Here is a 23,527-nt window from a genome sequence, read left to right on the forward strand (position 1 = left end):
GTTTCTCCGGAAAAGGGCCCGAGGTGAGTCTAACTGATTCGCACGGCCAGCCGGCGAGACCTGTGTGGCTCAGGAACCGCCCAGCGTGCCCGCCTCGCCCTGCGCGGTGTCACCGCGTTCCGAAGCCGCGGCACAATAGTCGCGCCAGAACTTGCGGTAGCCCGCTTCGAGCTCGCGGGTGTAGATCTCGACATTGCCGGCGGGCGAGGCTGCGATCTGAGCCGGTAGCCCTGCGCGCAACTTCGCCAGATGCTCGGGCTGCGCGGCAAACTTGCGGGCGATCTCGACATAGCCATCGTCGTCCTCGGCGACCCAGTCACCGAGCCCGACCGCGGCCACGATGGAGGCGCCGGCACGCGAGGAGGCGCCGATACCGAGCTTGGCGACGACGGGAACGCCCTTGTAGAGCGATTCCCAGGTGCTGATGCCGCCATTTTGCGGGAACGTGTCGAGCGAGATGTCGACCTTGTCGAAGGCCATCAGGTGGTCGTCGCGCGAGGTGGTGCCGAGGCACGTGATGTTCTCCTCCGCAATGCCCTGCGCGACGAAGCGCGCGATCAGGCTGTCGCGCAGCAGTGCATCGTCGAGCAGACCATGCTTCAGGATGATCTTCGATCCCGGCACCTCCCGCATGATGCGCGACCACACGCGGATCGCATCGTCCGAGATCTTGTAGATGCGGTTGAACACGCCGAAAGTGACGTAGCCGTTGCGGAGCATCGGCAGCTCGGAGGGCTGCAGATTGGTGACCGGCTCCATCGTGATCAGGCACGGCAGATCGTGGATCTTCTCGGGAAACAGGTGCCGGACCGACGGCGGAATGAAGATGGGATCGGCGAGCACATAGTCCATGGTCGGCATGCCCGTGCCCGTCGCGTGTCCGAACCCGGTCGCCTGGATCGGAGCCGGCTTCCGCGCGAAGCATTGCAGCCGGTTTCCGGTGGTGTGGCCCGACACGTCGATCAGGATGTCGACATTGTCGGCCTGAATGCGATCGGCGAGTTCGTCGTCCGAAAGCCCCCAGGCATCGACCCAGACGTCCGCCAATGATTTGAACTTGGCGGTGTACTCGTCCGCCCCCGGCCAGGAATAGTAGCAGATGATCTTGAACCTGGTGTGATCATGATGGCGCAGCACCGGCAGCAAGGTGAGCCCCGCCGAATGCTGGCGGAACTCGGCAGCGACATAGCCGACCACGATCCGCTTGTCCGGATCGAGCGGCCGCTTCGGCAGCGTCCTTTGCGGTATCCTGGAGCCGATCGCATCCCACCAGGATTTCCGCACCGCCTGCTGCACCACGAAATCGGCCTCGGCACGGTAATCCTGCAGGAAGATCTTTCCCCGGATCGCGTCCCCATAGTCCGGTCGGAGCGCCAGTGCGCGGTCGAGATATTCGATCGCGGTGTCCATGTCGCCCTGGTTCGAATAAGCGAATCCCATCAGCGCCATTCCCATCTCGGAACGCGGGTTTCGCTCGATCAAGGTCGTCGCGGCCGCCATCGCCTGCGCGGTCTTTCCCATGACAAGGCAGGCCTGGGCCTTGCCCCGGAGCGCCAGTTCGAGCTTGGGCGAAATCGCAAGCGCCGCCTCGAAATCCGCAAGCGCGGGCTCCAGGCGCTGCAGTTCGTAACTGAGCCGCCCGCGCTGGGCCAGGATCCTCGGCGCGCCCGGCTTGATCGCCAGCGCCGCGGCAAACTTGGCGGCCGCCTCGTCGTGGTGCCGGAGCTCCATGCTCACCATGCCGCTGCCGACGATGGCTTCGGCGTGACGCGGCTGAAACAGCAAGGCGCGCTCGAAACTCTCCTTGGCGCGCATCACCTGCCCGAGCACGATCTGGACCATGCCACGGTTGCAGAGCGCATCGGCGTAATCCGGCTTCAGCTTGATGGCGCGCTCGTGCATCTCGAGCGCCTGCTCGTACTGTCCCATATGCATCAGCGTGTTGCCGAGATTGGTGATCGCGACCGCGAAATTCGGCTTCAGCGCGATCGCCCTCTCCTGGCACTTCCGCGCCTCCTCGTAATTGCCGAGGTCGAAATGCACGGTCGCGAGGTTGTTGTGGGCATCGTGCAGGCGCGGATCGAGCGCAATCACGCGCTCGATTAGCTCTTTCGCCTCCTCGAGGCGCCGGCCGTCATGGGCGCACATGCCGAGCAGATGCATGGCGTCGACATGATCCGGAAGGGCTTTCAGGATCTCGCGGCACAGCGCCTCGGTCTCGGCATACCGGCCCTGGCCATAGGCGTTCGCCGCAGCGGCAATGACGGCGTCGGCCTGCTTCATCAATTTCTTCTGCAATCGCGCGTTCTGGAATGCGCGCGCGCCGCCGCCGCTGTTCTGCAAGGTGTCTCTCCGGAGAATGCCCGAAGCCGAGTCTAACTGATTCGCGAGCGATGACCGCCCGGTCGCCGGACCAGCATCGCCCCCGGGATTTCCCGGGGATCAGCGCAAGATCTGGCTCAGGAACAGCTTCGTGCGGGCGTGCTGAGGCGCCGCGAAGAACTCGTTCGGGGTGTTGGCCTCGATGATCTGGCCGGCGTCCATGAACACCACGCGGTTGGCGACCTCGCGGGCAAAACCCATCTCGTGGGTGACGACCATCATGGTCATGCCCTCCCCGGCGAGGTCCACCATGGTGTCCAGCACCTCCTTGACCATCTCCGGGTCGAGCGCCGAGGTCGGCTCGTCGAACAGCATGACTTTCGGGTTCATGGTCAAGGCCCGGGCGATGGCGACGCGCTGCTGCTGGCCGCCGGACATCTGGCCCGGAAACTTGTTGGCCTGATGCGGGATCTTGACCCGCTCCAGGAACTTCATCGCGGTCGCCTCCGCGTCCTTCTTCGGGATGTTGCGGACCCAGATCGGCGCCAGCGTGCAATTGTCGAGCACCGTGAGGTGCGGGAACAGATTGAAGCTCTGAAACACCATGCCGACTTCGCGGCGCACGGCATCGACATGCTTGAGGTTGGGCCCGAGCTCGATGCCGTCGACGACGATCTCGCCCTCCTGGAATTCCTCGAGCGCGTTGATGCAGCGGATCAACGTCGACTTACCGGAGCCGGAGGGCCCGCAGATCACGATGCGCTCGCCCTTGCGGACGTCGAGGTCGATGTCGCGCAGCACGTGAAAGTCGCCGTACCATTTGTTGAGGCCGGAAATCTTGACGATGGGGTCTGACATGGGGACCTCGATCAGCTGCGGCGGTGGGCGTTGAGACGATGCTCGACGAACAGCGAATAGCGCGACATTCCAAAGCAGAAGATGAAGTAGATGATGCCGGCGAAGGCGAAGCCGGTGAACGCGGTCGACGGCGTCGACCATTTCGGATCCGAGAACGAGGCGCGCAGCGAGCCCAACAGATCGAACAGCGCGACGATCGAGACCAGCGAGGTGTCCTTGAACAGCGAGATGAAGCTGTTGACGAGGTTCGGGATGACGTGGCGTAACCCCTGCGGCAGCACGATCAATGAGGTCGTCTTCCACCAGGAGAGCCCGAGGGCGGCCGCCGCCTCGGTTTGCCCGCGCGGGATCGCGGCGAGCCCGCCGCGGACGTTCTCGGCCTGATAGGCGCCGGTGAACAGCGCGATGCCGATCAGCGCGCGGACGAGGCCGTCGACGGTGAAATTGCCGGGCAGGAACAACGGCAGCATGTAGGTGGCGAAGAACAGCACGGTGATCAGCGGTACGCCGCGCCAGAACTCGATGAAGGCGATCGAGAAGATCCGGATCAAGGGAATGGTCGAGCGGCGGCCCAGCGCGAGCGCGATGCCGATCGGTAGCGAGGTGACGATGCCCGTGACGGACACCACCAGCGTCACCAGCAGGCCGCCCCAAAGATTGGTCGAGACGACCGGCAATCCGCCGTGATCGAGATCCATGAGCCTGATGACGATGGCGATGGCAATGAAGGTGGCGATGCTCGATGCCAGAGCCCGCCCGCCGGTGCGAACGCCGCCGCCGAGAACGAAGGCGACCAGGCACGCGATCGCGGCCGTCGCCGCGAAATCGGCCCAGACCGGCTGGCCTGTCCCCTGGATATAGTCGCGCAACCAGGTGAGCGGAAAGATCAGCCAATGGACCGCTGTACCGAATAGCACGATGAGGCTTCCGACGCCCCACAGCAGCGGTCCGATCGCCGAGGTCTTGCTGAGACCGAGCAGCGCCTGTCCGGCACCAATGATGCTCTCGTCGAACAGCTCCAGGAGACCAGCCGTCCAGCTCAGGCCGAAGCCCTTGATGCCGCCTCCGTGCAGCAGGAAGAAGGCGACCACCGGAAACGCGACGAAGAACATGCCGGCGTTCAGGCTCTTCGCCGGCAGCCGCGGTACGAGCAGCGGCACCAACAGGGCCGCGGCCAGGATGAATGTGAGATCGACCCGCCAGCGTTCGGCCTCGGGATAGAATCCGTAGATCAGCTGCGGAAGCTTCGCCTGGATGTAGGGCCAGCAGGCGCCGACGGCAAAACCGGCGTTCTCGGCGAGGCAGGCGGTGCGGTCCTTGCCGCTCCAGACCGCATCGACGACCAGGAACTTGACGGAGGGAACGATCGTGTACCAGAGCAACAAGGCGCCCAGGATCGTCAGCAGGATGTTGGTCGGCGAGTTGAACAGGCGCGTGCGCATCAGGCCGATGAAGCCGGTGGTCTTCACTGGCGCGGGTCGCTCGGCGAGCAGGTCACGGCGAACAAAGCTGGGCGAGACGATATCGCTCATGCGCCCAGACTCCGGCTGACCCGCCAACCATAGAGGCTCATGATGGCGCTGGTGACGAGCGAGATCAGAAGGTAGATGCCCATCGTCATGGCGATGATCTCGATCGCCTGCCCGGTCTGGCTCAGCGATGTGCCGGCAAATACCGAGACGAGGTCCGGATAGCCGATCGCGACCGCCAGCGACGAGTTCTTGGTAAGATTGAGATATTGGTTGGTCAGCGGCGGCACGATGACACGCATGGCCTGCGGCACGACGATCAGGCGGAGCGTGGCACCGCGGCTGAGGCCCAGCGAGGACCCCGCCTCCATCTGCCCCTTGTGAACGGACAGGATACCGGCGCGCACGATCTCGGCGATGAACGCGGCCGTGTAGGTCGACAGCGCCACCACCAGCGCCACGAATTCCGGGATGACGCGCGAGCCGCCTGCGAAATTGAATCCCCTCAGCTGCGGCAGCTCGAACGAGAAGGGCAAACCGAATGCCAGCGTCGTGGCCAGCGGAAACCCGAACAGCAGGGCCAGCACGTAAGGCCAGATGCGGATCACGTGGCCGCGCTGAAACAGCGCTCGCCTTGCGTAGAAGCGCAGGGCCAGCGAGGAGACGATGCCGAGCGCCAGCACCACCAGGAACGGCTCGAGACCGCTCTGGCCGATCGGACTGGGGATGACGAGGCCGCGATTGCTGATGAAGGCGATGCCGAACAGCGAGATGCTCTGCCGCGGATTGGGCAAGGCCGCCAGCACCGCCAGATACCAGAACAGGATCTGGAACAGGAGTGGCAGGTTGCGGATGACCTCGACATAGATCTCGCCGATGCGCGACAGCAGCCAGTTCGGCGACAGCCGGCACAGCGCGACGACGAAGCCGAACACGGTGGCGAAGACGATGCCCACCACCGAGACCACGAGCGTGTTCAGGAGACCGACCACGAACACGCGCAGGAACGTATCCGAGCCGGTATAGGAGATCAGGGTCTGGTTGACGTCGAAACCGGCGTTGTTGCGCAGGAAGCCGAAGCCGGCGGCAATGTGCTGGTTCTCCAGGTTGGCGCGAGCATTGGAGACGATCTCGTAGCCGATCCAGCCCAGGACCGCCGCGAAGGCAAACTGGACGGCAACGCCGTTCCAGCCTGCCTTGCCGCCCAGAAGGCGCCTGATCTTCAGCGCGATCTGGGGCGGCGGTTTTCGGGCCTCGGTGCTCATGCCGCTGTCAGCGGGTCAGGAGCGGTCAGCGGATCGGCGGCGCGTACTGAAGACCGCCCTTGTTCCAGAGATTGTTGAGGCCGCGGTTGATGGCCAGCGGCGAGCCCGCGCCGACGTTGCGATCGAACACCTCGCCGTAATTGCCGACCGTCTTCACGATCCGCACCACCCAATCCTTGGTCAGGCCGAGCTGTTCGCCGAAATTGCCGTCGCTGCCGACAACCCGCTTCATCTCCGGATTATCCAGCTTCGCCTTCTCGTCGACGTTCTTCGAGGTCACCCCGAGCTCCTCGGCGGTGATCATCGCGAACAACGTCCACTTCACGATGTCGAACCACTGGTCGTCGCCGTGGCGCACCATCGGGCCGAGCGGCTCCTTGGAGATGATCTCGGGGAGCACCATGTGGTCGTTGGGACTGGCGAGCTTGAGGCGGTTGGCGTAGAGGCCCGACTGGTCCGTGGTGAAGACGTCGCAGCGCCCGGCTTCATAGGCCTTGACCGTTTCGTCGTTGGTGGCGAACGCGATCACCTCGTACTTCATGTTGTTCGCCTTGAAGTAGTCGGCGAGATTTTGCTCGGTGGTCGTGCCGGTCTGCACGCAGACCGAGGCGCTGTTGAGCTCGAGCGCCGAGTTCACCTTGAGCGACTTCTTCACCATGAAGCCCTGCCCGTCATAATAGGTCACGCCGGTAAAATTGGCGCCGAGCGAGGTGTCGCGCGAGATGGTCCAGGTGGTGTTGCGCGAGAGCACGTCGATCTCGCCGGACTGCAGCGCGGTGAAGCGGTCCTTGGCGGACAGCGGCACGAACTTGACCTTGGTCGGATCGTTGAAGATCGCGCCAGCGATGGCGCGGCAGACGTCGACGTCGATGCCGGTCCAGTTGCCCTTGTCGTCGGGCGAGGAGAAGCCGGGCAGGCCCTGGCTGACGCCGCAGGACAGCATGCCCCGGTCCTTGACCGTCTTGAGCGTTTGCGCATCGGCAGCTTGGACGGAGAGACCGGCGGCGAGAGCAAGAGTGAGAGCCAGGGTTACGCGTTTCATGGGCTTTGGGCCTTTCAAAGTCGTCTCAAGGAACGTTGTCTCAGGATCATCCCTGCCGGGCCGGGCATATCAAGACCAGCCTTGCAAGAGTCATGCTGGAAAACCTTGCCGAACACTCGCCGATCCCGGGAGGCCATACCTTAATCCCCGCCGCTGGCGCCCGCCGCTATGGGCTGTGCGCAAAGTTCGGTCAGACGATGGATCGAAGGTCGCGGCAGGCCCCTCAACATGCGGCGACTGAATAGCACCTGCGCATCACAGAACGACTGGCGTGCCGGGTCAAGGGGTTGACGGGACTCTTCTGTGTTCTGTTATTAACGACAGCGGCCTTTCGGCCGGCCCGTCGGGCGCCCAGCCCCGACCGGAAACGCGGTTTTGAAAGCAGACGCATGGATTCCTCGCACCCCCAAGAGCAGAAGGCCGAGACCCGGCTGGTCACCTCCGGCCGCGACACCAAGGCGCAGAAGGGGTTCGTCAATCCGCCGGTTTTCCACGGCTCGACCGTGCTCTATGCGACCGCCGAGGACCTGCACGCCCATCGCGGCGAGTTCACCTATGGCCGCCACGGTTCCCCCACCACCAAGGCGTTCCAGGAGACGCTGATGGCATTGGAGGGGCCGCAATGCGCCGGCGTCGGCATCGTGCCGTCGGGATTGTCGGCGATCTCCACTACCCTGCTCGCGCTGCTGAAGGCCGGCGACCACATTCTGGTCGTCGACAACGTCTACCGCCCCTCGCGCAATTTCTGCAACGGCATGCTCGCCCGCTACGGCGTCGAGACCACGTACTTTGATCCGCTGATCGGTGCCGGCATCGACAAGCTGTTCAAGCCGAACACCCGCGCGGTGCTGGTGGAGGCGCCGGGCTCGCAATCGTTCGAGATGCCGGACATCCGCGCCATCGCCGAGGTCGCGCATGCGAAGGGCGCGCTCGTCATCGACGACAACACCTGGGCAACGCCGCTCTATCACCGCTCGCTCGAACAGGGCGTCGACGTCAGCATGCAGGCCGCCACCAAATATATCGGCGGCCATTCCGACATCATGTTCGGCACGATCTCGGCCAATGCCAAGGCCTGGCCGATCGTTGCCGAAGGCATCCGCCTGCTCGGGGTCTGCGCCGGTCCCGACGACGTGTTCCTCGCGCTGCGCGGCCTGCGCACGCTGTCGGTCCGGCTGGCGCAGCATCATCGCTCCGGTCTCGACATGGCGCGCTGGCTCGCTGCCAGGTCCGAGGTTGCTCGCGTGCTGCATCCGGGCCTGGAGACCGATCCCGGTCACGCCATCTGGAAGCGCGACTTCACCGGCGCATCCGGCCTGTTCAGCATCGTGCTGAAGCCGGCGCCGCAGCAGGCCGTCGACGCCATGCTCAACACGCTCAAGCTGTTCGGCATGGGTTTTTCCTGGGGCGGCTTCGAGAGCCTTGCGATTCCCTTCGATTGCGACGCCTATCGCACCGCGACCAAATGGGCGCCCGGCGGCCCGACGCTGCGTCTGCACATCGGGCTCGAGAGCACCGACGATCTCAAGGCCGATCTCGATCGCGGCTTTGCTGCCCTCAAAGCGGCAATGTGAGCCTGCTCACAGGGCATTGCGCCTGCTGACGCGCCAGGCGCGACGCGGCCGACGCGCAACGTGCGCCGCGGCGGACGCATGACGTGCGGGAACGTGCAAGTGTCGTAAACGTTAACGACGACGCGCCAACAAATGATTTGATCCACTGCCGTTTGGCGCTAGCCTCACCAATCGACTCCAATCCGGACACGGAGAATGGGAACGTTGGTTCTGCTCGACCTCATGGGCGGCGTGGCGCTGTTGCTGTGGGGCCTGCACATGGTCCACAGTGGGATTCTGCGCGCCTTCGGTCCGGACCTCAGGCGCCTGCTGGGCAAGGCGCTGGGCAGCCGCGTCAACGCCTTTGCCGCCGGCCTCGGGCTTACCGCCCTGCTCCAGAGCAGCACGGCGACCGCCTTGATCACGAGCTCGTTCGCGGCCGAAGGCCTTGTCAGCCTCGCCGCCGCGCTCGCCATCATGTTGGGCGCCAATGTCGGAACGACGCTGATCGTGCAGGTGCTGTCGTTCAACATCGCAGCCGTTGCGCCGGTCCTGTTCGTGCTCGGCCTCGTCGCGTTCCGCTCCGGCCCGCGTTCGCGGATCAAGGACATCGGCCGCGTCTGCATCGGCCTTGGCCTGATGCTGCTCTCGCTGCATATCCTGCTCGACACGCTGGCGCCGGCCGAGAACGCGCCCGGAGTCCGCGTCGTGATGTCGGCCATCACAGGCGATCCCATCCTGTGCATCGTCATCGCCGCCCTCGTCACCTGGACGGTGCATTCGAGCGTCGCCAGCGTGCTCCTGATCATGTCGCTGGCCTATTCGCAGTTCATCACGCCCTACGCGGCGCTGGCGTTGGTGCTCGGGGCCAATCTCGGCAGCGCCATCAATCCCGTGTTCGAGGGCGCCAGGCGTGACAATCCTGCGAGCTATCGCCTGCCGGTCGGCAATCTCGTCAACCGCGTGATCGGCATTGCCCTGGTCCTGCCCTTCCTGGGCGGGATCGCCGAGCACATGCACGCCTGGCAGCCGGATCTCGCCAAGATGACGGCGGCCTTCCACATCGCCTTCAATGTCGGCACGGCAATCGTCTTCATCGGCCTGCTCGACGCCATGTCGCGCCTGCTCACTCGTCTTTTTCCGGATCGCGTTCAGGAGGCCGACCCGGCCCGGCCGCGCTATCTCGACGAGACCGCGCTGGAGACCCCGTCGCTGGCACTCGCCGACGCCGCCCGCGAGACGTTGCGCATGGGCGATCTCGTCGAGGTCATGCTGCGCAAGGTGATGGCCGCGATGATGACGGGCGATCGTGCGCTGGTCGACCAGGTCTCCAAGATGGACAATCTCGTCGACGGTCTCGACGAGGCCATCAAGCTCTACGTGACCAAGCTGATGCGGGGTAGCCTCGACGAGAGCGAAGGACGGCGCGCGATGGAGATCATCTCCTTCGCCATCAACCTCGAACACATCGGCGACATCATCGACAAGAGCCTGAGCGAGCTCGCCACAAAGAAGATCAAGCGGCGCTTCCAGTTCTCGGCGGAAGGGGCGGACGAGCTCGCCGCCTTCCACAAGCGGACAATGGACTCGCTGCGGATCGCGTTCGGCGTCTTCATGTCGGGCGACGCCAACGAGGCGCGCAAGCTGCTGGTGGAGAAAACCGCGCTGCGCAACACCGAGCTTGCCGCGGTCGAGCGGCATCTCGATCGCCTGCGCGAGGGCCGCCCCGAAACCATCGAAACGACGTCACTGCATCTCGACGTGCTGCGCGACCTCAGGCGCATCCACTCGCATATCTGCTCGGTCGCCTACCCTGTGCTGGACGCGGCCGGCGAGCCCTATCGCAGGACCGAGGCGGAGACGGCCGCCCTGCCCGCCTCAGGCGCGGCGTCGGCGGTGCCGCGCTAGGCGGACGGGCGCCGACTGAAGTCGGCACGACGCGAGGCTCGACAATCAGGCAGGTCGGGCGCGCGGGCGCATCTGCGTTATGGCGACGCCCGAGATCGCGAGCAGCCCGCCGACGATCAGCTTTGGGCTCATGCGTTCGTCAAGGAAGACAACGCTGCAAGTCAATGCGAACACCGGAAGCAGCAGACCGAAGGGCGCAACGCGCACCATTGAGCAACGGGCGATCAGCCAGAACCAAAGGCCAAACCCGACGATTCCGCCGACGAAGATCGTATAGGCGAGCGCCAGCCAGCCTCGTTCGTCTGCCGTGACAAGACTCGCCATTTGTCCGGATTCGAGCAGCAACGACATCAGCATGACCTGCGGCACCGTGAGCAGAGACGACCAGCCCATCAACATCAGGGGATCAAAAGGGCCATAACGCTTCGTCAAGACGTTCGACACCGCAAATGCGAAAGCCGCCCCGACCACGAGCAGCAGCGGAAGCGCGTTCGCCGACAGGCCAGGCCCCGCCGCCAGCACGACCACGCCGACGAACGCAAGTACCACGCCGGCGGACGTGGTGAGAGACGGCCTCTCCGCGAGCAGTGGCCAGGCCAAAAGGACGGTGAAGGGCGGAGCGAGTTGATAGGCGACGGCCGACATGCTTCCCGAGCCGAGGCCGAGACCCACGTAGAACAGGCCGAAGTTCAATCCACCCAGGAAAAGCGAAATGACTGCGACAGGCCCGAGCTGCCGCCGCGTCGGCCTTTCGACGAACGGAACGAGCAGCAGCGCGATTGCCAGGAAGCGAAGTGCGAGGAAGAAGAGCGGCGGAAACTCCGTCACGCCCACTTTGATGACCACGAATTGATAGCCCCAGAGCAAGGGAACCACCACCGCGCAGACAATCTGGAGAACGGACATGGCATCGCTCTTTTCAAGACCATTCGGTCCAGATATTGGCCTGCGAACAGCGGGAAGGTCCATGGTTTGTCTACCTGATGAAGCGGTCGAGAAGAGCGTCGACGGTGGCTTGCGAAATGATCCGTGTCGGTGCCGTCTTGCCGACCACCCGCAGCCCTTCGACGAAACAGACGAGAATTCGGGCGGCGCTCGAAGGCTCGACACCATCGGCGAGTTGGCCCGCTGCCTTCGCACGGGAAAACGCATCGGCCACCCGAGCCTCCATGGCTTTGAAGAAATTCCCGATGCGACGATCGACCTCAGTGTCGCGGCCAGCCAGTTCCATGGCTGTGGCGACCAGCAGGCAACCGCGCCGACCATTGGCACCGCTGTTGCGGTCGACGTAGCCAGCAAGATAGGCCCTCAGGCCGTCGACCGGCTCTCTGGCGTGGTCGAGTTCGGTATCCATCCGCGTCAGGGCAATGGCGATGTAGCGATCGAGCGCTCGCAAGAACAACGAGTGCTTGTCACCAAAAGCAGCGTAAAGGCTGCCACGCGAGAGCTTGGTCGCACGAAGAAGGTCCGGCAGCGCCGTGGCGTGATAGCCGCGCGACCAGAACACGTTCATCGCGCGTTCGACAGCGGCTTCCGTGTCGAAACTTCGGGGGCGGCCACGGGGCAGCTGTACTGGGGCGGGGCGACGCATAATTGATATATGAACCGATCGGTCTTGAAATAGCAAGAGTCGATTGGGTCACATTTCACACGGCTTTAGGAGACGTCCCGAGCCAAGTTCCGGATCAGCGCTCCAGCGTCTTCGACGCCTTGCCGCGGTTCTTGAGGATCAGCATGATGTTGCGAATGTAGATAATGGTCGCGAGCGATTGTCCGAGGATGATGATCGGCTCGCGCTTCACCACGCCGTAGACCAGCGTCATCAGGCCGCCGCCCATCGAGCAGAACCAGAACGCCATCGGCACCACGCTGTTGCCGGCGCGCTCGCTCGCGATCCACTGCACCAGGAACCGCGCGGTGAAGAACAGCTGCGCGACGAGGCCGAATGCCAGCCAGAAATCGAATTTGGCGACGAAGACGTCGTAGAGATAATTGCTCAGCGCCTGACCGTATTGGATGATCATGCGGTCACCTCAGTCACGTCTGGTGTCGGCTTCTTGCGGCGGATCAGCCACCACACGCCGGCGAGATCCATGATGCCGATCCAGAGCCGGTCGAAGAAACCGTAATTCGACACGCCGGAATGGCGCGGCCGGTCGATCACGTCGACATAGGCGATATCGTAGCCCTCGCGGCGGACCAGCGCCGGCAGGAAGCGATGCAGCCCGTCGAAATAGGGCATCATCAGGAAGACCTCGCGCCGGAACGCCTTCAATCCGCAGCCGGTATCCCGCGTGCCGTCCTTGAGGATGGCGTTGCGGACGCCGTTGGCCACGCGCGACTGGAATTTCTTGAAGCCGGTATCCTTGCGTCCGACGCGCTGCCCCGCAGCGAGGCCGACGCGCCCTGCTCCCTTCTCGACCGCCGCGATGAGGTCGGGCAGGAAGGCCGGATTGTTCTGGCCGTCGCCGTCGAGCGTCGCCACGATCACGCCGCGCGCCGCGCGCACCCCGCTGCGCACCGCCGCGGATTGGCCGCCCGATCTGGCATGGCGGAGCTGGCGCAGATTGTCCCGCTGCGCCATCAGCGACGTGATCCGTTCGCCGGTCGCATCGGTCGAGCCGTCGTTGACGTAGATGATCTCGTAGTCCCAGCGGCCGTCGAGCGCCGCGCCGATCTCCGCGATCAACGGCGCGATATTGTCGGCTTCGTTGCGCACGGGAACGACGATGGAAACCGAAGGCTGGGAAACCGAAGGCTGGGACGTCGACAAGTGAGGCTCGTGGTTGGAATTGGCCTGCCATTGGAACCGGCGGTCCCGGCAGGCAGCCGCTTTTATGGGGCGGATGCCTCGTGGGCAACCCTTTTGAGGCGGCCCGAGACAGCCCCGGCAAGCGGCACGATGGTGCCGTCGGCGCGGATGGCGAAGCCCAGCCTTCGGGCCGCGAACCAGTAGCGGACCGCCATGGCGCCGATCGTGCCGACCAGGGCGCCGGCCACGACGTCGCTCGGGTGATGCGCGACCAGCACCAGCCGCGTCAGCAGGATCACGATTGCGTAAGTGAACATGAACACGCGCAGGCGCGGCCACAATGCCGATACCGCAAACGCCAGGGCGAACGCGGCCACGGCATGGCCTGACGGCAGGCTGGCATACGCCCCCGTCCCCTCGAACGGAACGAAGTTGAACGGATTGGCCTTGCCGCCGACAAACGGACGTCCGCGGCCGATGCAATATTTCAGGATCTCGGCGACGAATGCCGACACGGCAATCGACAAAAACACGAACTGCAGCCGCGTGCCGAGACCGAGCAGCAGCGCGCGGCGCGTTCCGTGAAGCCCTGCCGCGACGAACGCCAACACCACCAGCGCAGCCCCGAGCACCGAGAGCAGATACTCGTCCTTGCCGAAATCGGTCAGGATGCGGATCGGCCACAGGCTGGGCGTGCCGCGAGGGGGCATCAGCTGGATCTCGGTCTGGTCGAACGCGACCATCAGCACGATGACGAGGGCCGCGCCCGCCGCGCTGAGCCACAGCGAATGCCGCGCCAGCTTGCGCGCGGCCTCGGCGCGGCGTGAATGCGAGGGCGTGCGGACGAGCTGCGCCAGCGCGCGCCTCGACACGGCGAGCAATTGCGCGGGGTAGCCCGGACGCGGCGCGGGGCTGGTCGGGGCCGGCATCCTACTCGGTGCCTTCCGACCGGAAGATCGAAATCGAGATCGCGCGGCCTTGCGAGAAATTGTAGCCGTCGATGCGGGTCCCGACCTTGTAGCGCAGCCCGATCGCCTCGGCGCGCTGCACGAAGCTGCGCTCCGAGCGCTGCTCGATCAGCGCAAAACGGCAGCTGCCTTGCCGCAGGAAATCCGCCGCTCCCGAGCCGTCGGTGAGCACGGTCTGGGTGCCCGTCAGGAACACGAGGCTGGGCTCATGATAGCCGGCCGCAGCCGCCTTCGGCCCGACGCAGGTGACGTTGCGGAGCGCGCGCGCGACCTCGATGCTCGGGAACAGCGGCGTCAGCGACGGCAACACGATCCCATACACGATCACAGCCAGCATCAGGGCCGCGACCAGCGCGTTGAGCAGCGAGCGTTCGGCGCGGTTGTTGTCGTAGAGCCACCAGGCGAACAGGCCGAAGATCAGCGACGCCGCGATGAACGGCCAGGCCACGAAGGCGGGCTGCCGCGTCAAGATCACCGCGCCGACCACCGCGATGATCGAGGTGGCCGCAGGGATCGCGAACCACCAGGCCGAACCGCGCATCAGCCAGGAGCGCGACAGCACGCGCCGCTCCACCGCACCGGCGGTGAGAATGGCGATCGCCGGATAGAGCGGCAGCACGTAATGCGGCAGCTTGGTCAGCACCGCCTCGAACACGATCCAGGACGGGATCAGCCAGGCCAGCAGAAACTGCGCGCCGGGCTCACGCCGCGCCCGCCACACCGCGGGCGCCGCCATCGCCGCGAGCGGCGCGCCGGGCCAGAACGTGACCCAGAACAGCGCCAGGTAAAGTCCGGGCGGCGCGCCATGGGATTCCTGGGCGCCCAACTTGCTCAGCATGTCGCCGCCGACGGAGTCCGCAAAGAAGGCCTCGCCCGCGCGCCAGAAGATCGCGACGAACCAGGGCAGCACCAGCACCAGCATCCACATCAGGCCCCAGACCGGGCGCAGCTTCCACAGCCAGGAGGCATCGCGGTCCTGGATCGCTAGCGCAACGATGGTCAGCCCGGCGAACATCAGGATCAGCGGGCCCTTGATCAGGATGCCGACCGCAAGCGCGGTCCAGAAGATCGCGGGCCAGCTCCAGGGCGGATGCGTCTCGTCCTCGGCGCGCTGCCACGACAGATAGGCCCGCGCCATCGCCCCCATCGCGGCGACCACGCAGAGCAGCAGCATCGCATCGGTCTTGGCGAGCCGCGCCTCGACGCCGAGCAGCACCGAGGCGCACATCATCAGCGCCGCCAGCACCGCGGCGCGCCGCGTGACGAAGCCGAGCGCGGCCCAATAGGTCATGAGCACGGCGCCGATCGCCCCGAACAGCGACGGCAGCCGGTAGACCCAGATCCGCAACTCGGCCTTCGGCAGCTTGAGCATCGAGGCGGCTTCCACCGTCGCCGATTGCAACCAGTAGATGCCGATCGGCTTCTTGTAGCGGACGTCCTCCTGGAAGCGGATGTCGACATAGTCGCCGCTCTCGACCATCTGCTTGGTGGCCTGGGCGAACCGCGCCTCGTCGCGATCGATCGGTGGGATCGTGAAGAAGCCCGGCAGGAACAGCAGCAGCGCGCATAGCAGCAGGAAGGCGACGGCGCGGGCATGGCTGGCCGTGACGACATCGAGCATCCGCACGAGTCCGCTGCCCGGATTTGCAGGCGATTTCGGTTCGCGGGGGGCTCCAAAACGGGGGGCTGGGTAGGTCTCGGCCATTGGTTCCGCTTACGCTGAAACCGCCATCGCCACAACCGCTTAAGGCAGGCTCATTGAATTCGAATGACGACTGTGTCCGCGGCGCCCGTGGCATCGATCACGGTGAGCCGTGCAAAGCCCGGACCGGGCGGATCGATCAGGCGCTGGCGGCGGCCGTCGATCTCGCCACGCGCGGTGCCGTTAACCATCACGGTCATCGGCAAAGCGCCGCCGGCGACCTTGACCGGCATCGCCGCGCTCTCCTGCCCGCCGGAGCGATCGACATCGATCCGCGAGCCGTTCAGCGGAAACTGGATGTGCAGGGCCTGATCGCGGCCCGTCCGCACCAGCTCCCCGACGGGGCGGAACCGCTTCAACGGCAACGGCAGCTTGGCGTTGCTGGCAACCAGGGTTCCCTTGGGCGGCTTCGGCAGCGGAGCCAGCGTCCTGCCGCTGCGCGCGAACGCATCGAACAGGATCGGTGCGGCGGCGACGCGCCCGATCAGGCCTGGAACCGGCGCGCCGTCGGGCCGGCCGACCCAGACGCCGATGGTCATCCGGCCGTCGAACCCGACCGACCACGCGTCGCGATAGCCGTAGGAGGTCCCGGTCTTGAAGGCGATGCGGTTGTGAGCGGCATTCTCCGGCGGCGGCGTTCCCAGAAGCACGTTGCCGACCTGCCAGGCCGCGACCTGGTCCAGCAGCCGGAGCGGCTCGCGGTCGTCCTTGTCCGCCACGACCTCGCGCAGCGGCTTGGTGGTGCCGAGACGGGCAAAGCCCGCATAGAGCTGGGCCAGGTCCTGCAGCGTCACGCCGACGCCGCCGAGACCCATGGCGAGCCCCGGCGCTTCGTCCTTGGGCAGAACCAGATTGCCGCCGGCCTGCCGCAGCCGCGAGGCGAGCCGGCTAGAGCCGACCCGGTCGAGCAGCACGATCGCAGGCACGTTCAAGGACAATTGCAGCGCCTTCCGCACCGGCACCGTGCCCTGGAAGGTCATGTCGAAATTCTCCGGCGCATAAGAGCCGAAGCGAACCGGACGATCGTCGATCAGGCTGTCCGGATGAATGAAGCCGTCCTCGAAGGCGAGCCCGTAGATGAAGGGTTTCAGCGTCGAGCCTGGCGAGCGGATCGCACGGGTCATGTCGACCTGCCCTGCCCGGCTCTCATCGAAATAATCGGCCGAACCGACGCGGGCGAGCACGTCCCCGCTCTCGTTGTCGACCACGATGATGCCGACCGAGATGTTCGGCCCGAGCGCAATGGCGCGGTCGCGCGCCAGCGGCTCCAGCATCTTTTGCAGGTTGGCATCGAGCGTGAGCTTGACGACTGAGGTGTCCTTGACCGTCGACAGCGCAGTGTCGGAAGCATGCGGCGCCAGGATCGGCATCGGCTTGCGCAGTCTTGGCACGGGCACGGCCTTGGCCTGGCGTGCGTCCTCTGCGCTGACCACTTGCTCCTCGACCATGCGGTCGAGCACGCGGTCGCGCGCCTTGCGCGCGGCCTCGGGATGGCGGTCGAGCCGGCGCGTCTCCGGCGATTGCGGCAGCGCCACCAGCAGCGCGGCTTCCGCCAGCGACAGCCGCTTCGGCTCCTTGCCGAGATAGCCGATCGAGGCGGCGCGGATGCCTTCGAGATTGCCGCCATACGGCGCCAGCGCCAGATAGAGGTCGAGGATCTGCTCCTTGCTCAGGGTTCGCTCGATCTCGATCGCGCGCACCATCTGCCGCAGCTTGGCATAGAGCGAGCGCTGCCGGCGCGGCTCCATCAGCCGGGCCAGCTGCATGCTGATCGTCGAGCCGCCCGAGACGATGTGGCCGCGCGTTGCGAGCTGCAGCGCAGCGCGCCCCAGCGCCAACGGATCGACGCCGTCATGGGCGTGGAAGCGCTGATCTTCGTAGGCGAGCAGCAGCTTGAGATAGGTCGGATCGACGTTGGACCTGGCATCGACCGGCAGCCTCCAGCGGCCATCCGCCATCGCATAGGCACGCAGCAGCTTGCCGTTGCGGTCGACGATGGTGGTGGAGACCTGCCGGGCCTCGTCGAGCGGGAGCGGACCGAGGGAGTAGACCCAGCCGACGAAGCCGATGATGGCGAGGATGAAGGTGAACGCGAGGACGGAGAGGACGCGATGGCCCCAGCCCCGCACTCCGTCATGGCCGGGCCTGTCCCGGCCATCCACGTTCTCGCCAGCCGCAGCAAAGTTCGTGGATGCCCGGGACAAGCCCGGGCATGACGATTGTGTACGCGGCGTCACCTCGCTCATCTCACTCACTTCGCCGCCCGCACCTCGACGTTGCCCGTGCCCGTCCGACCATAGCGCGAGGGATTGTACATGTCCTCGACATAGGCCTGCGGCAGCACGTATTTGCCCGGCGAGACCGCGCGCACGACATAGGCGACGGTGAAGACCGACTTGGAGTCCGAGGCCCGGTCGACCGCCGCCGTGAAGCGGTCGTCGCGGAACTCGGTGTTTTCGGGCTCCTCGCCGTCCTCGATCCAGTCCAGCGTGCCGCTGTCGCCGGACGAGACCAGCTTCGGATTGTCGATCTCCAGGCCAGCCGGCAGATAATCCGACACCATGATGTGGCCGTACTCCGGCTTGGCCTCGGTGATCTTCAGGACCACCGCGAAGCGCTGGTTCTGCTTGACCTTGCTGATGTCGGCCGGCTTGCCGTCGAGCGTGAAGTAATTGCGCTCGATCTTGAAGCCGTTCGACGCCGCCGGCTCCGGCGTGACCGGCGAGCCCGAGACCGACACCACGGCCTGCACCGGCGCATCGCCGGTGTTGGTGATCTTCAGTGGCTTGCCGCTCAACGCATCCGCCTTGTAGCTGCGATAGAGCGCGGTCTTGACCGGCTGGCCGTCCACTTCCATGGACAGGTTCTCCTTGGCCAGCGCGCGCGCCGCCAGCACCAGCCACGCATTCTCCTGCGTGGAAGTGTAGGGCGTCAGCCCGCGCGCGGTCTCGACCCGCGACACCGCCTGCGTCAGCGTCGCCTTCGGCGCGTTGCCTTCGCTGGCAAGCGACACCAAAGCCGCGGCATCGCGAAGCTGCGAGCCGTAATCGGTGCGTCCGAACTCCAGGACGGGCTTCGGCGCGAGGCTGTCGAGCGCGGCGCCATAGACCCGCTCCGCGCGGTTGCGGTCGCCGACCAGGGCGAGCGCCGCCGCGAGCTGCGACTTCGCGATCGGCGTGGCGAGATTGGCCAGCTTGGTGTCGGCGAGATAGCGGAGATCGCCGATCGGCGCGGCCCCGTTGCGCGCGAGCACGTAGAGGCCGTAGGCGAGCTCGCGCCCTCCGTCCTTCTCCGGCTCGTTCGCATTGACGACGGAGTTGCGGATGCGGTCGAGCGCGCTCTTGAACGGCACGTCGGGCACCGCAAAACCCTTCTCGCGGGCGCGGGTCAGGAAGTCCGTGACATAAGCGTCGAGCCAGGCGTCATCGCCGCCGGCGAACCAGAGGCCGAACGAGCCGTTGGAGCCCTGACGCGCCAGCAGCCGCTCGATCGCGTCGCGGATGCGCTGGTCGACCTCGGTGTCCATGGCGAGATGCGCGCCGGCCGCAAGGTCATTGACATAGAGCAGCGGCATGGCGCGGCTCGTGATCTGCTCCGAGCAGCCGTGAGGGTAGCGGTCGAGCGCCTTGAGGATCGTCGCGGCGTCGAGCGCGGTCGACAGGCTCGCCGAGACCGAGACGCTGCCGGTGCCCGGAACGAGGTCGGAGAACATGTCCGAGGTCAACGTCAGGCTCTCGCCCTTCGCAAGCGTCCGGATCGAGCGCCGCGCCAGTACCTGCGTCGCCGCCTTGACGTCGAACGCGTAGTGCCGCGCCAGCGTCAGGCCGTTCGGCCCCTTGATGTCGACGTCGAGCGTCGCCTGCCCGGCCGCGGTGGCGTCGAGCGCGAGCGAGAACGCATTGCGCTGCTTGGCGGCGAGCTTGACGGTGGTCGCTGGATTGCCCGTCATCTTCACCGGACCGCCGGTCTTGACGTTGATGACGTAGTCGCCGGCCTGGCCCTCGACATTGTCGATCTCCAGGTTGACCGTGCCGTGGTCGCCGCTGAGCAGGAAGCGCGGCAGGGTCGTGGTCAGCACGACAGGGTCGCGGATCACGACGTCGGTGTTGGCGCGGCCGAGCTTGGTGGCGGTCCACGCCACCGCCATCACGCGGGCGGTGCCGGCGAACTCCGGAATGTCGAAGCTGACTTCCGCGGTGCCGTCAGCGGCGACGGTCACGATGCCGGAATAGAGCGCGAGCGGCTTTTGCGTGGGCGGCGAGCCCTGCAATTCGCCGGCACCGGCATCGCCGCCGGACTTAATCTGGCCGCGCGTGCCGGACATGCCGTCGATCAGCTGACCGTAGAGATCGCGGATCTCGGCGCTCAGGCGGCGCTGGCCGAGATAATAATCGTCCGGAGCCGGCGGCTTGTAATTGGTCAGGTTGAGGATGCCGACGTCGACCGCGGCGATCACGATCTTGGCGTCCTCACCCGGATTGAGCCCTTCGAGCTTGACCGGAATCTTCAACGCCGAATTCGGCCGGACCAGCGCCGGCGGCGACAGCTTCACCTGCACGGTGCGGGCCTGCTTGTCTATGCCGAACCATTTCAGCCCGATGGCACGGCCCGGCATGCGCTGAGCCGCGACATTGAGCGGACGGCGCAGCGTCGCCACCACATAGGCGCCGGTGCCCCAGTCCTTGCCGACCGGGAGCTTCACCTGGGCGGTGCCTTCCTTGACGTCGATGGTCTGCGTCGTCAGCAGGCGATCGCCGACCACGTTGACGGTCAGCTTGCCGGCGCTGCGGACATTGACCGACACCGTCATGGTGTCGCCGGAGGAATATTGCGGCTTGTCGATCGAGGTCTCCAGCAGGTCCGGGGTGTCGGCGCTGCCGTCGGAATACCAGCCGACGTCGAACTGCACCGAGGTCACCGGGCCGTCGGCGTCGCTCGACTTCACGTCGAGCCGGTAGCGGCCGGGCTGGGGGGTAAGGGAAATCCGCGCGGGCTTGTCGGCCGCAATGGTCACGTCACCGTCGGCAACGCGCGAGGTCGACTTGACCGGCTCGTACTCCCAGTAATTGTTCTGGCGATACCATTGGTAGCGCGACTCGATCTTCAGGAGCTCGTAGCGCAGGCCGTCGCGGCGCAGCCGCTCACCCTCGGGCGAGACGAACACCACGTCGAACTCGGCCTTGTCGCCCTCGGTGACGTTCTTGTCGCCGAACAGCGGCTTGACGCCGATCTGCGCCGCGCCGGGCGCGACCGGCAGCACGATCTTGCGCTCGACGGCGCGGCCGCCGGTCTCGACCATGCGGACGAAGATCTGGGCCTCCTGCGGCCGGGTCGAGGCCGGCTGCTTGTCCAGCGTCACCGGGAAGATCGCAACGCCATTGGCGTCGGCCTCGGGCAGGTTCTCCAGCGGCGTGCGCTCGTTCGAATTGGTCTCCTCGTCGGCGACGCCGAACTGGTAGCCGGCAAAGCCCGGGCGCTCGGCCGCGGGCGCGATCAGCATGTCGCCTTCGAGCGCAAGCCCCGAGGCCGGCGCGCCATAGAGGAAATGGCCGTCCGCCTTAAGCTCCACTGGAGCGTTAGCCTTGATCAGCTTGTCCTTGGCGGACAAGTCGAATTCGATCCTGTCGGGGACGTAATCCTCGACCATGAAGGTGGTCTCGCCGACCGAGGAGCCCTTCGGATCGGTGAACGCACGCACCCGCCAGGTCCCGGTCGGCACGGCCGAGTTGAGCGGCACGGCCAGCGTCCGGCCGCCGGCGCCCTGATCGGCCAACGCGGCCCGGCGGTATTCGACACCGTCGGGGCGTTCGATCACCAGCGTCATCGGCCCGCCGGTGACGGCATTGCCCTGCCCGTCGCGCAACAGCGCGGTGAGATAGACGGTCTCGCTGGAGCGGTAGACACCGCGCTCGGCATAGACGAAGGCATCGGCGCCAGCGGGCGCCGCACGGCCGGAGACGCCGCGATCGGACAGGTCGAAGGCGGAGGACTTCAGGCTGAGGAAGGCATAATCGGCCTTCTCGCCGGTGACCGTCAGCATCGCCGGCGACAGGCCGCCCTCGCCGCGCGCAAGGCCGGCCTCGAACAGCACATGGCCGCTGTCGTCGGTCTTGCGGGTCGCCAGGATCTCGTTGTTGCGGGCGACCAGCCGTACCTCCGCCTTGCCGACCGGATCGGTCGAGGCCAGCGAGTTGACGAAGACGTGGATGCCGTCATTGCCGGAATAGGCGGACACGCCGAGGTCCGAGACGATGAACCATTGCGTGGCGAGCTGATAATCCTCCGAGCTGGGGCCCTTGGCCGCGGCCGTCATCACGTAGACGCCCGGCTGAAGCTCGCCGAGCGCCTGATCGACCGGGAATGCCGTGGTGACGTCCTGGTTCAGCGTCGTCGCGGTCGCGAGCTCACCGGACCAGACCTTGACGCCGCGCTCGTCGCCGAGACCTGTGAGCTCATACTTGGACAGCATCCTCTGAAAGTCGCTGTCGATCACCGTGTTGATCAGGTTGCGGTCACCGATCCGGAATACGCTGATGCTGACCGCGGGCGTGTTGACGCTGACGACGGGAATGCCGCGCTGCCCGGTTCGCGGCAACACATAGGCCCGGCTGGTGAAGCGCACGAACGGCTTGCGGTCGCGCACATAGATGTTGAACTCGGCCGATTTCGGCAGGCCTTCCTTCACCGTGGACGGCAGGCCGGCGCGCAGATTGATGTTGTAGCGCTCACCGTGCTTGAGCCCGTCGACGCAGAGCTGCTTGCCCTCGGCCGACAGCGCCGGCTTGTCCTGCCCCGCCAGCGCCAGGAACGGTGCGAAGTCGGTGCGCTTGGCCAGCTCCTCGGAAAACTGGAAGCAGGCGCGCGGGCTCGCCGAATCCGAGTCCACACTATAATCGAGCAGCCGGAAGCCGTGCTCGTCGCGCATCTTCTCATATTGGCCGCGAACGTCGGCAACCTCGCGCATGTCGAGCGACAGCCGCAGCGCATCCAGCGCCGGCCGCCACAGCTTGCGCTCGGCCAGCGACTTGCCGAGCACGGCGAGCGCGTCGGCCTCCTCGCCCGGATTGCCGGCGCGCATGTAGGCGATGTAGGCCGCGGTCGAGGCGCGCTCCAGCAGGAAGGTCTGCTCGCTCGAGCTCTTCGGCGAGATCTGAAAGATGACCTTGGCGAGTCGCAGCCAGTTGCCGGTGTCCTCCGGCGTGGTGGCCGCGATCTGGCCGAGCACCGACAGCCCGCTGCGATAATCGTTGCGCCGGAAAGCGGCGTCGGCGTCCGTCTTCAGCGTCGCGCTGGTCCTGGCGACCGGTCCCGCCTCGCTCTTGATCTGGGCCTCCAGCTTGATCGCGGCATCGGCGAGGTCGTCGCGCTTGAACGCCTTGTCCGCGGCTTGCGCCACGCAAAGGCCGAGCGCCAGCGTGGCGCAGAGTGTGACGGCGCGAACAAGACCGATCATGATGGACTCCCGGAAATCGCGGACAGCCGCCCGCAGGCAGCATGAGATGCGCGGAAAGGTGACGGACTCAAGGCGATGGAACCAAAGCTGTAAATCGTCGCATTCGCCATGATAGGGCAAGCCCAGAGGAGACCGATCGAGATACCGCCGCGCACGCCGTCCTAAGGGCGCCGCAATACCCGACCCGTCGTCCGGCGGCCACGTCCCGGAAGCTTTTCAGCGCTCCCGGCGATGT

Annotated in this window: 15 protein-coding genes; 2 read left to right on the top strand and 13 right to left on the bottom strand. The window is 65.9% G+C overall.

Annotated elements, in window-relative coordinates; genetic code table 11:
* Positions 1-69: 69 nt before the first annotated feature.
* The 5 genes from WI560_RS16010 to WI560_RS16030 all read right to left on the bottom strand — a co-directional run bounded on the left by WI560_RS16010 (position 70) and on the right by WI560_RS16030 (position 6,956).
* Entirely contained in the window at positions 70-2,343 is a 2,274-nt protein-coding gene (locus WI560_RS16010; protein WP_375303987.1) for a tetratricopeptide repeat protein, read from the bottom strand.
* A 99-nt stretch (positions 2,344-2,442) separates the two neighbouring features.
* Positions 2,443-3,180, bottom strand: coding sequence for an amino acid ABC transporter ATP-binding protein (locus tag WI560_RS16015; RefSeq protein ID WP_028136531.1), 738 nt, complete (start codon positions 3,178-3,180; stop codon positions 2,443-2,445).
* A gap of 11 nt (positions 3,181-3,191) precedes the next feature.
* Entirely contained in the window at positions 3,192-4,712 is a 1,521-nt protein-coding gene (locus WI560_RS16020; RefSeq protein ID WP_375303988.1) for an amino acid ABC transporter permease, read from the bottom strand.
* The gene (locus WI560_RS16025) at positions 4,709-5,914 is read right to left on the bottom strand and encodes an amino acid ABC transporter permease (RefSeq protein WP_375303989.1); all 1,206 of its coding nucleotides are present in this window, start codon (positions 5,912-5,914) and stop codon (positions 4,709-4,711) included. The genes WI560_RS16020 and WI560_RS16025 overlap by 4 nt, the downstream gene beginning before the upstream one ends.
* 25 nt (positions 5,915-5,939) lie before the next feature.
* Entirely contained in the window at positions 5,940-6,956 is a 1,017-nt protein-coding gene (locus WI560_RS16030) for an amino acid ABC transporter substrate-binding protein (RefSeq protein WP_257179654.1), read from the bottom strand.
* Positions 6,957-7,345: 389 nt separating this feature from the next.
* Here WI560_RS16030 and metC point away from each other — a divergent pair, with 389 nt between their 5' ends.
* Positions 7,346-8,530: a cystathionine beta-lyase gene (gene metC, locus WI560_RS16035; protein ID WP_375303990.1), complete on the top strand. Its 1,185-nt coding sequence runs from the start codon at positions 7,346-7,348 to the stop codon at positions 8,528-8,530.
* A gap of 195 nt (positions 8,531-8,725) precedes the next feature.
* The gene (locus tag WI560_RS16040) at positions 8,726-10,417 is read left to right on the top strand and encodes a Na/Pi cotransporter family protein (RefSeq protein ID WP_375303991.1); all 1,692 of its coding nucleotides are present in this window, start codon (positions 8,726-8,728) and stop codon (positions 10,415-10,417) included.
* 45 nt (positions 10,418-10,462) lie between these two features.
* Here the strand turns inward: WI560_RS16040 and WI560_RS16045 are convergent, their stop codons facing one another.
* The 8 genes from WI560_RS16045 to WI560_RS16080 all read right to left on the bottom strand — a co-directional run bounded on the left by WI560_RS16045 (position 10,463) and on the right by WI560_RS16080 (position 23,292).
* Complete coding sequence (locus tag WI560_RS16045) at positions 10,463-11,323, bottom strand: DMT family transporter (RefSeq protein WP_375303992.1); 861 nt, start codon at positions 11,321-11,323, stop codon at positions 10,463-10,465.
* Positions 11,324-11,393: 70 nt separating this feature from the next.
* Positions 11,394-11,930, bottom strand: coding sequence for a TetR/AcrR family transcriptional regulator (locus tag WI560_RS16050; RefSeq protein WP_375303993.1), 537 nt, complete (start codon positions 11,928-11,930; stop codon positions 11,394-11,396).
* A gap of 172 nt (positions 11,931-12,102) precedes the next feature.
* Positions 12,103-12,441 carry a lipid-A-disaccharide synthase N-terminal domain-containing protein gene (locus tag WI560_RS16055; RefSeq protein WP_375303994.1) on the bottom strand — a complete coding sequence of 113 codons (339 nt, stop codon included), beginning with the start codon at positions 12,439-12,441 and terminating at the stop codon, positions 12,103-12,105.
* Positions 12,438-13,190, bottom strand: a complete 753-nt coding sequence (locus WI560_RS16060; protein WP_375303995.1) for a glycosyltransferase family 2 protein — start codon at positions 13,188-13,190, stop codon at positions 12,438-12,440. The genes WI560_RS16055 and WI560_RS16060 overlap by 4 nt, the downstream gene beginning before the upstream one ends.
* 62 nt (positions 13,191-13,252) lie before the next feature.
* Entirely contained in the window at positions 13,253-14,098 is an 846-nt protein-coding gene (locus WI560_RS16065) for a phosphatase PAP2 family protein (RefSeq protein WP_375303996.1), read from the bottom strand.
* Between the two features lies 1 nt (position 14,099).
* Entirely contained in the window at positions 14,100-15,842 is a 1,743-nt protein-coding gene (locus WI560_RS16070; protein WP_375303997.1) for an ArnT family glycosyltransferase, read from the bottom strand.
* Positions 15,843-15,892: 50 nt separating this feature from the next.
* Positions 15,893-18,001 (bottom strand): penicillin-binding protein 1C, encoded by a 2,109-nt coding sequence (pbpC, locus tag WI560_RS16075; protein WP_375303998.1) that lies wholly within the window; start codon positions 17,999-18,001, stop codon positions 15,893-15,895.
* 89 nt (positions 18,002-18,090) lie between these two features.
* Positions 18,091-23,292, bottom strand: a complete 5,202-nt coding sequence (locus WI560_RS16080; RefSeq protein ID WP_375303999.1) for an alpha-2-macroglobulin — start codon at positions 23,290-23,292, stop codon at positions 18,091-18,093.
* Positions 23,293-23,527: the final 235 nt, after the last annotated feature.

Origin of the sequence: Bradyrhizobium sp. A11, from assembly GCF_042077125.1 — a bacterium.
Classification (GTDB): Bacteria; Pseudomonadota; Alphaproteobacteria; order Rhizobiales; family Xanthobacteraceae; genus Bradyrhizobium; species Bradyrhizobium japonicum_B.

Excerpts from the sequence above, each read along its gene's own strand:
- WI560_RS16015 (WP_028136531.1), bottom strand. The coding sequence starts at position 3,180 with ATGTCAGACCCCATCGTCAAGATTTCCGGCCTCAACAAATGGTACGGC.
- WI560_RS16020 (WP_375303988.1), bottom strand. The coding sequence starts at position 4,712 with ATGAGCGATATCGTCTCGCCCAGCTTTGTTCGCCGTGACCTGCTCGCC.
- WI560_RS16025 (WP_375303989.1), bottom strand. The coding sequence starts at position 5,914 with ATGAGCACCGAGGCCCGAAAACCGCCGCCCCAGATCGCGCTGAAGATC.
- WI560_RS16030 (WP_257179654.1), bottom strand. The coding sequence starts at position 6,956 with ATGAAACGCGTAACCCTGGCTCTCACTCTTGCTCTCGCCGCCGGTCTC.
- metC (WP_375303990.1), top strand. The coding sequence starts at position 7,346 with ATGGATTCCTCGCACCCCCAAGAGCAGAAGGCCGAGACCCGGCTGGTC.
- WI560_RS16040 (WP_375303991.1), top strand. The coding sequence starts at position 8,726 with ATGGGAACGTTGGTTCTGCTCGACCTCATGGGCGGCGTGGCGCTGTTG.
- WI560_RS16045 (WP_375303992.1), bottom strand. The coding sequence starts at position 11,323 with ATGTCCGTTCTCCAGATTGTCTGCGCGGTGGTGGTTCCCTTGCTCTGG.
- WI560_RS16050 (WP_375303993.1), bottom strand. The coding sequence starts at position 11,930 with ATGAACGTGTTCTGGTCGCGCGGCTATCACGCCACGGCGCTGCCGGAC.
- WI560_RS16055 (WP_375303994.1), bottom strand. The coding sequence starts at position 12,441 with ATGATCATCCAATACGGTCAGGCGCTGAGCAATTATCTCTACGACGTC.
- WI560_RS16065 (WP_375303996.1), bottom strand. The coding sequence starts at position 14,098 with ATGCCGGCCCCGACCAGCCCCGCGCCGCGTCCGGGCTACCCCGCGCAA.
- WI560_RS16070 (WP_375303997.1), bottom strand. The coding sequence starts at position 15,842 with ATGGCCGAGACCTACCCAGCCCCCCGTTTTGGAGCCCCCCGCGAACCG.
- WI560_RS16080 (WP_375303999.1), bottom strand. The coding sequence starts at position 23,292 with ATGATCGGTCTTGTTCGCGCCGTCACACTCTGCGCCACGCTGGCGCTC.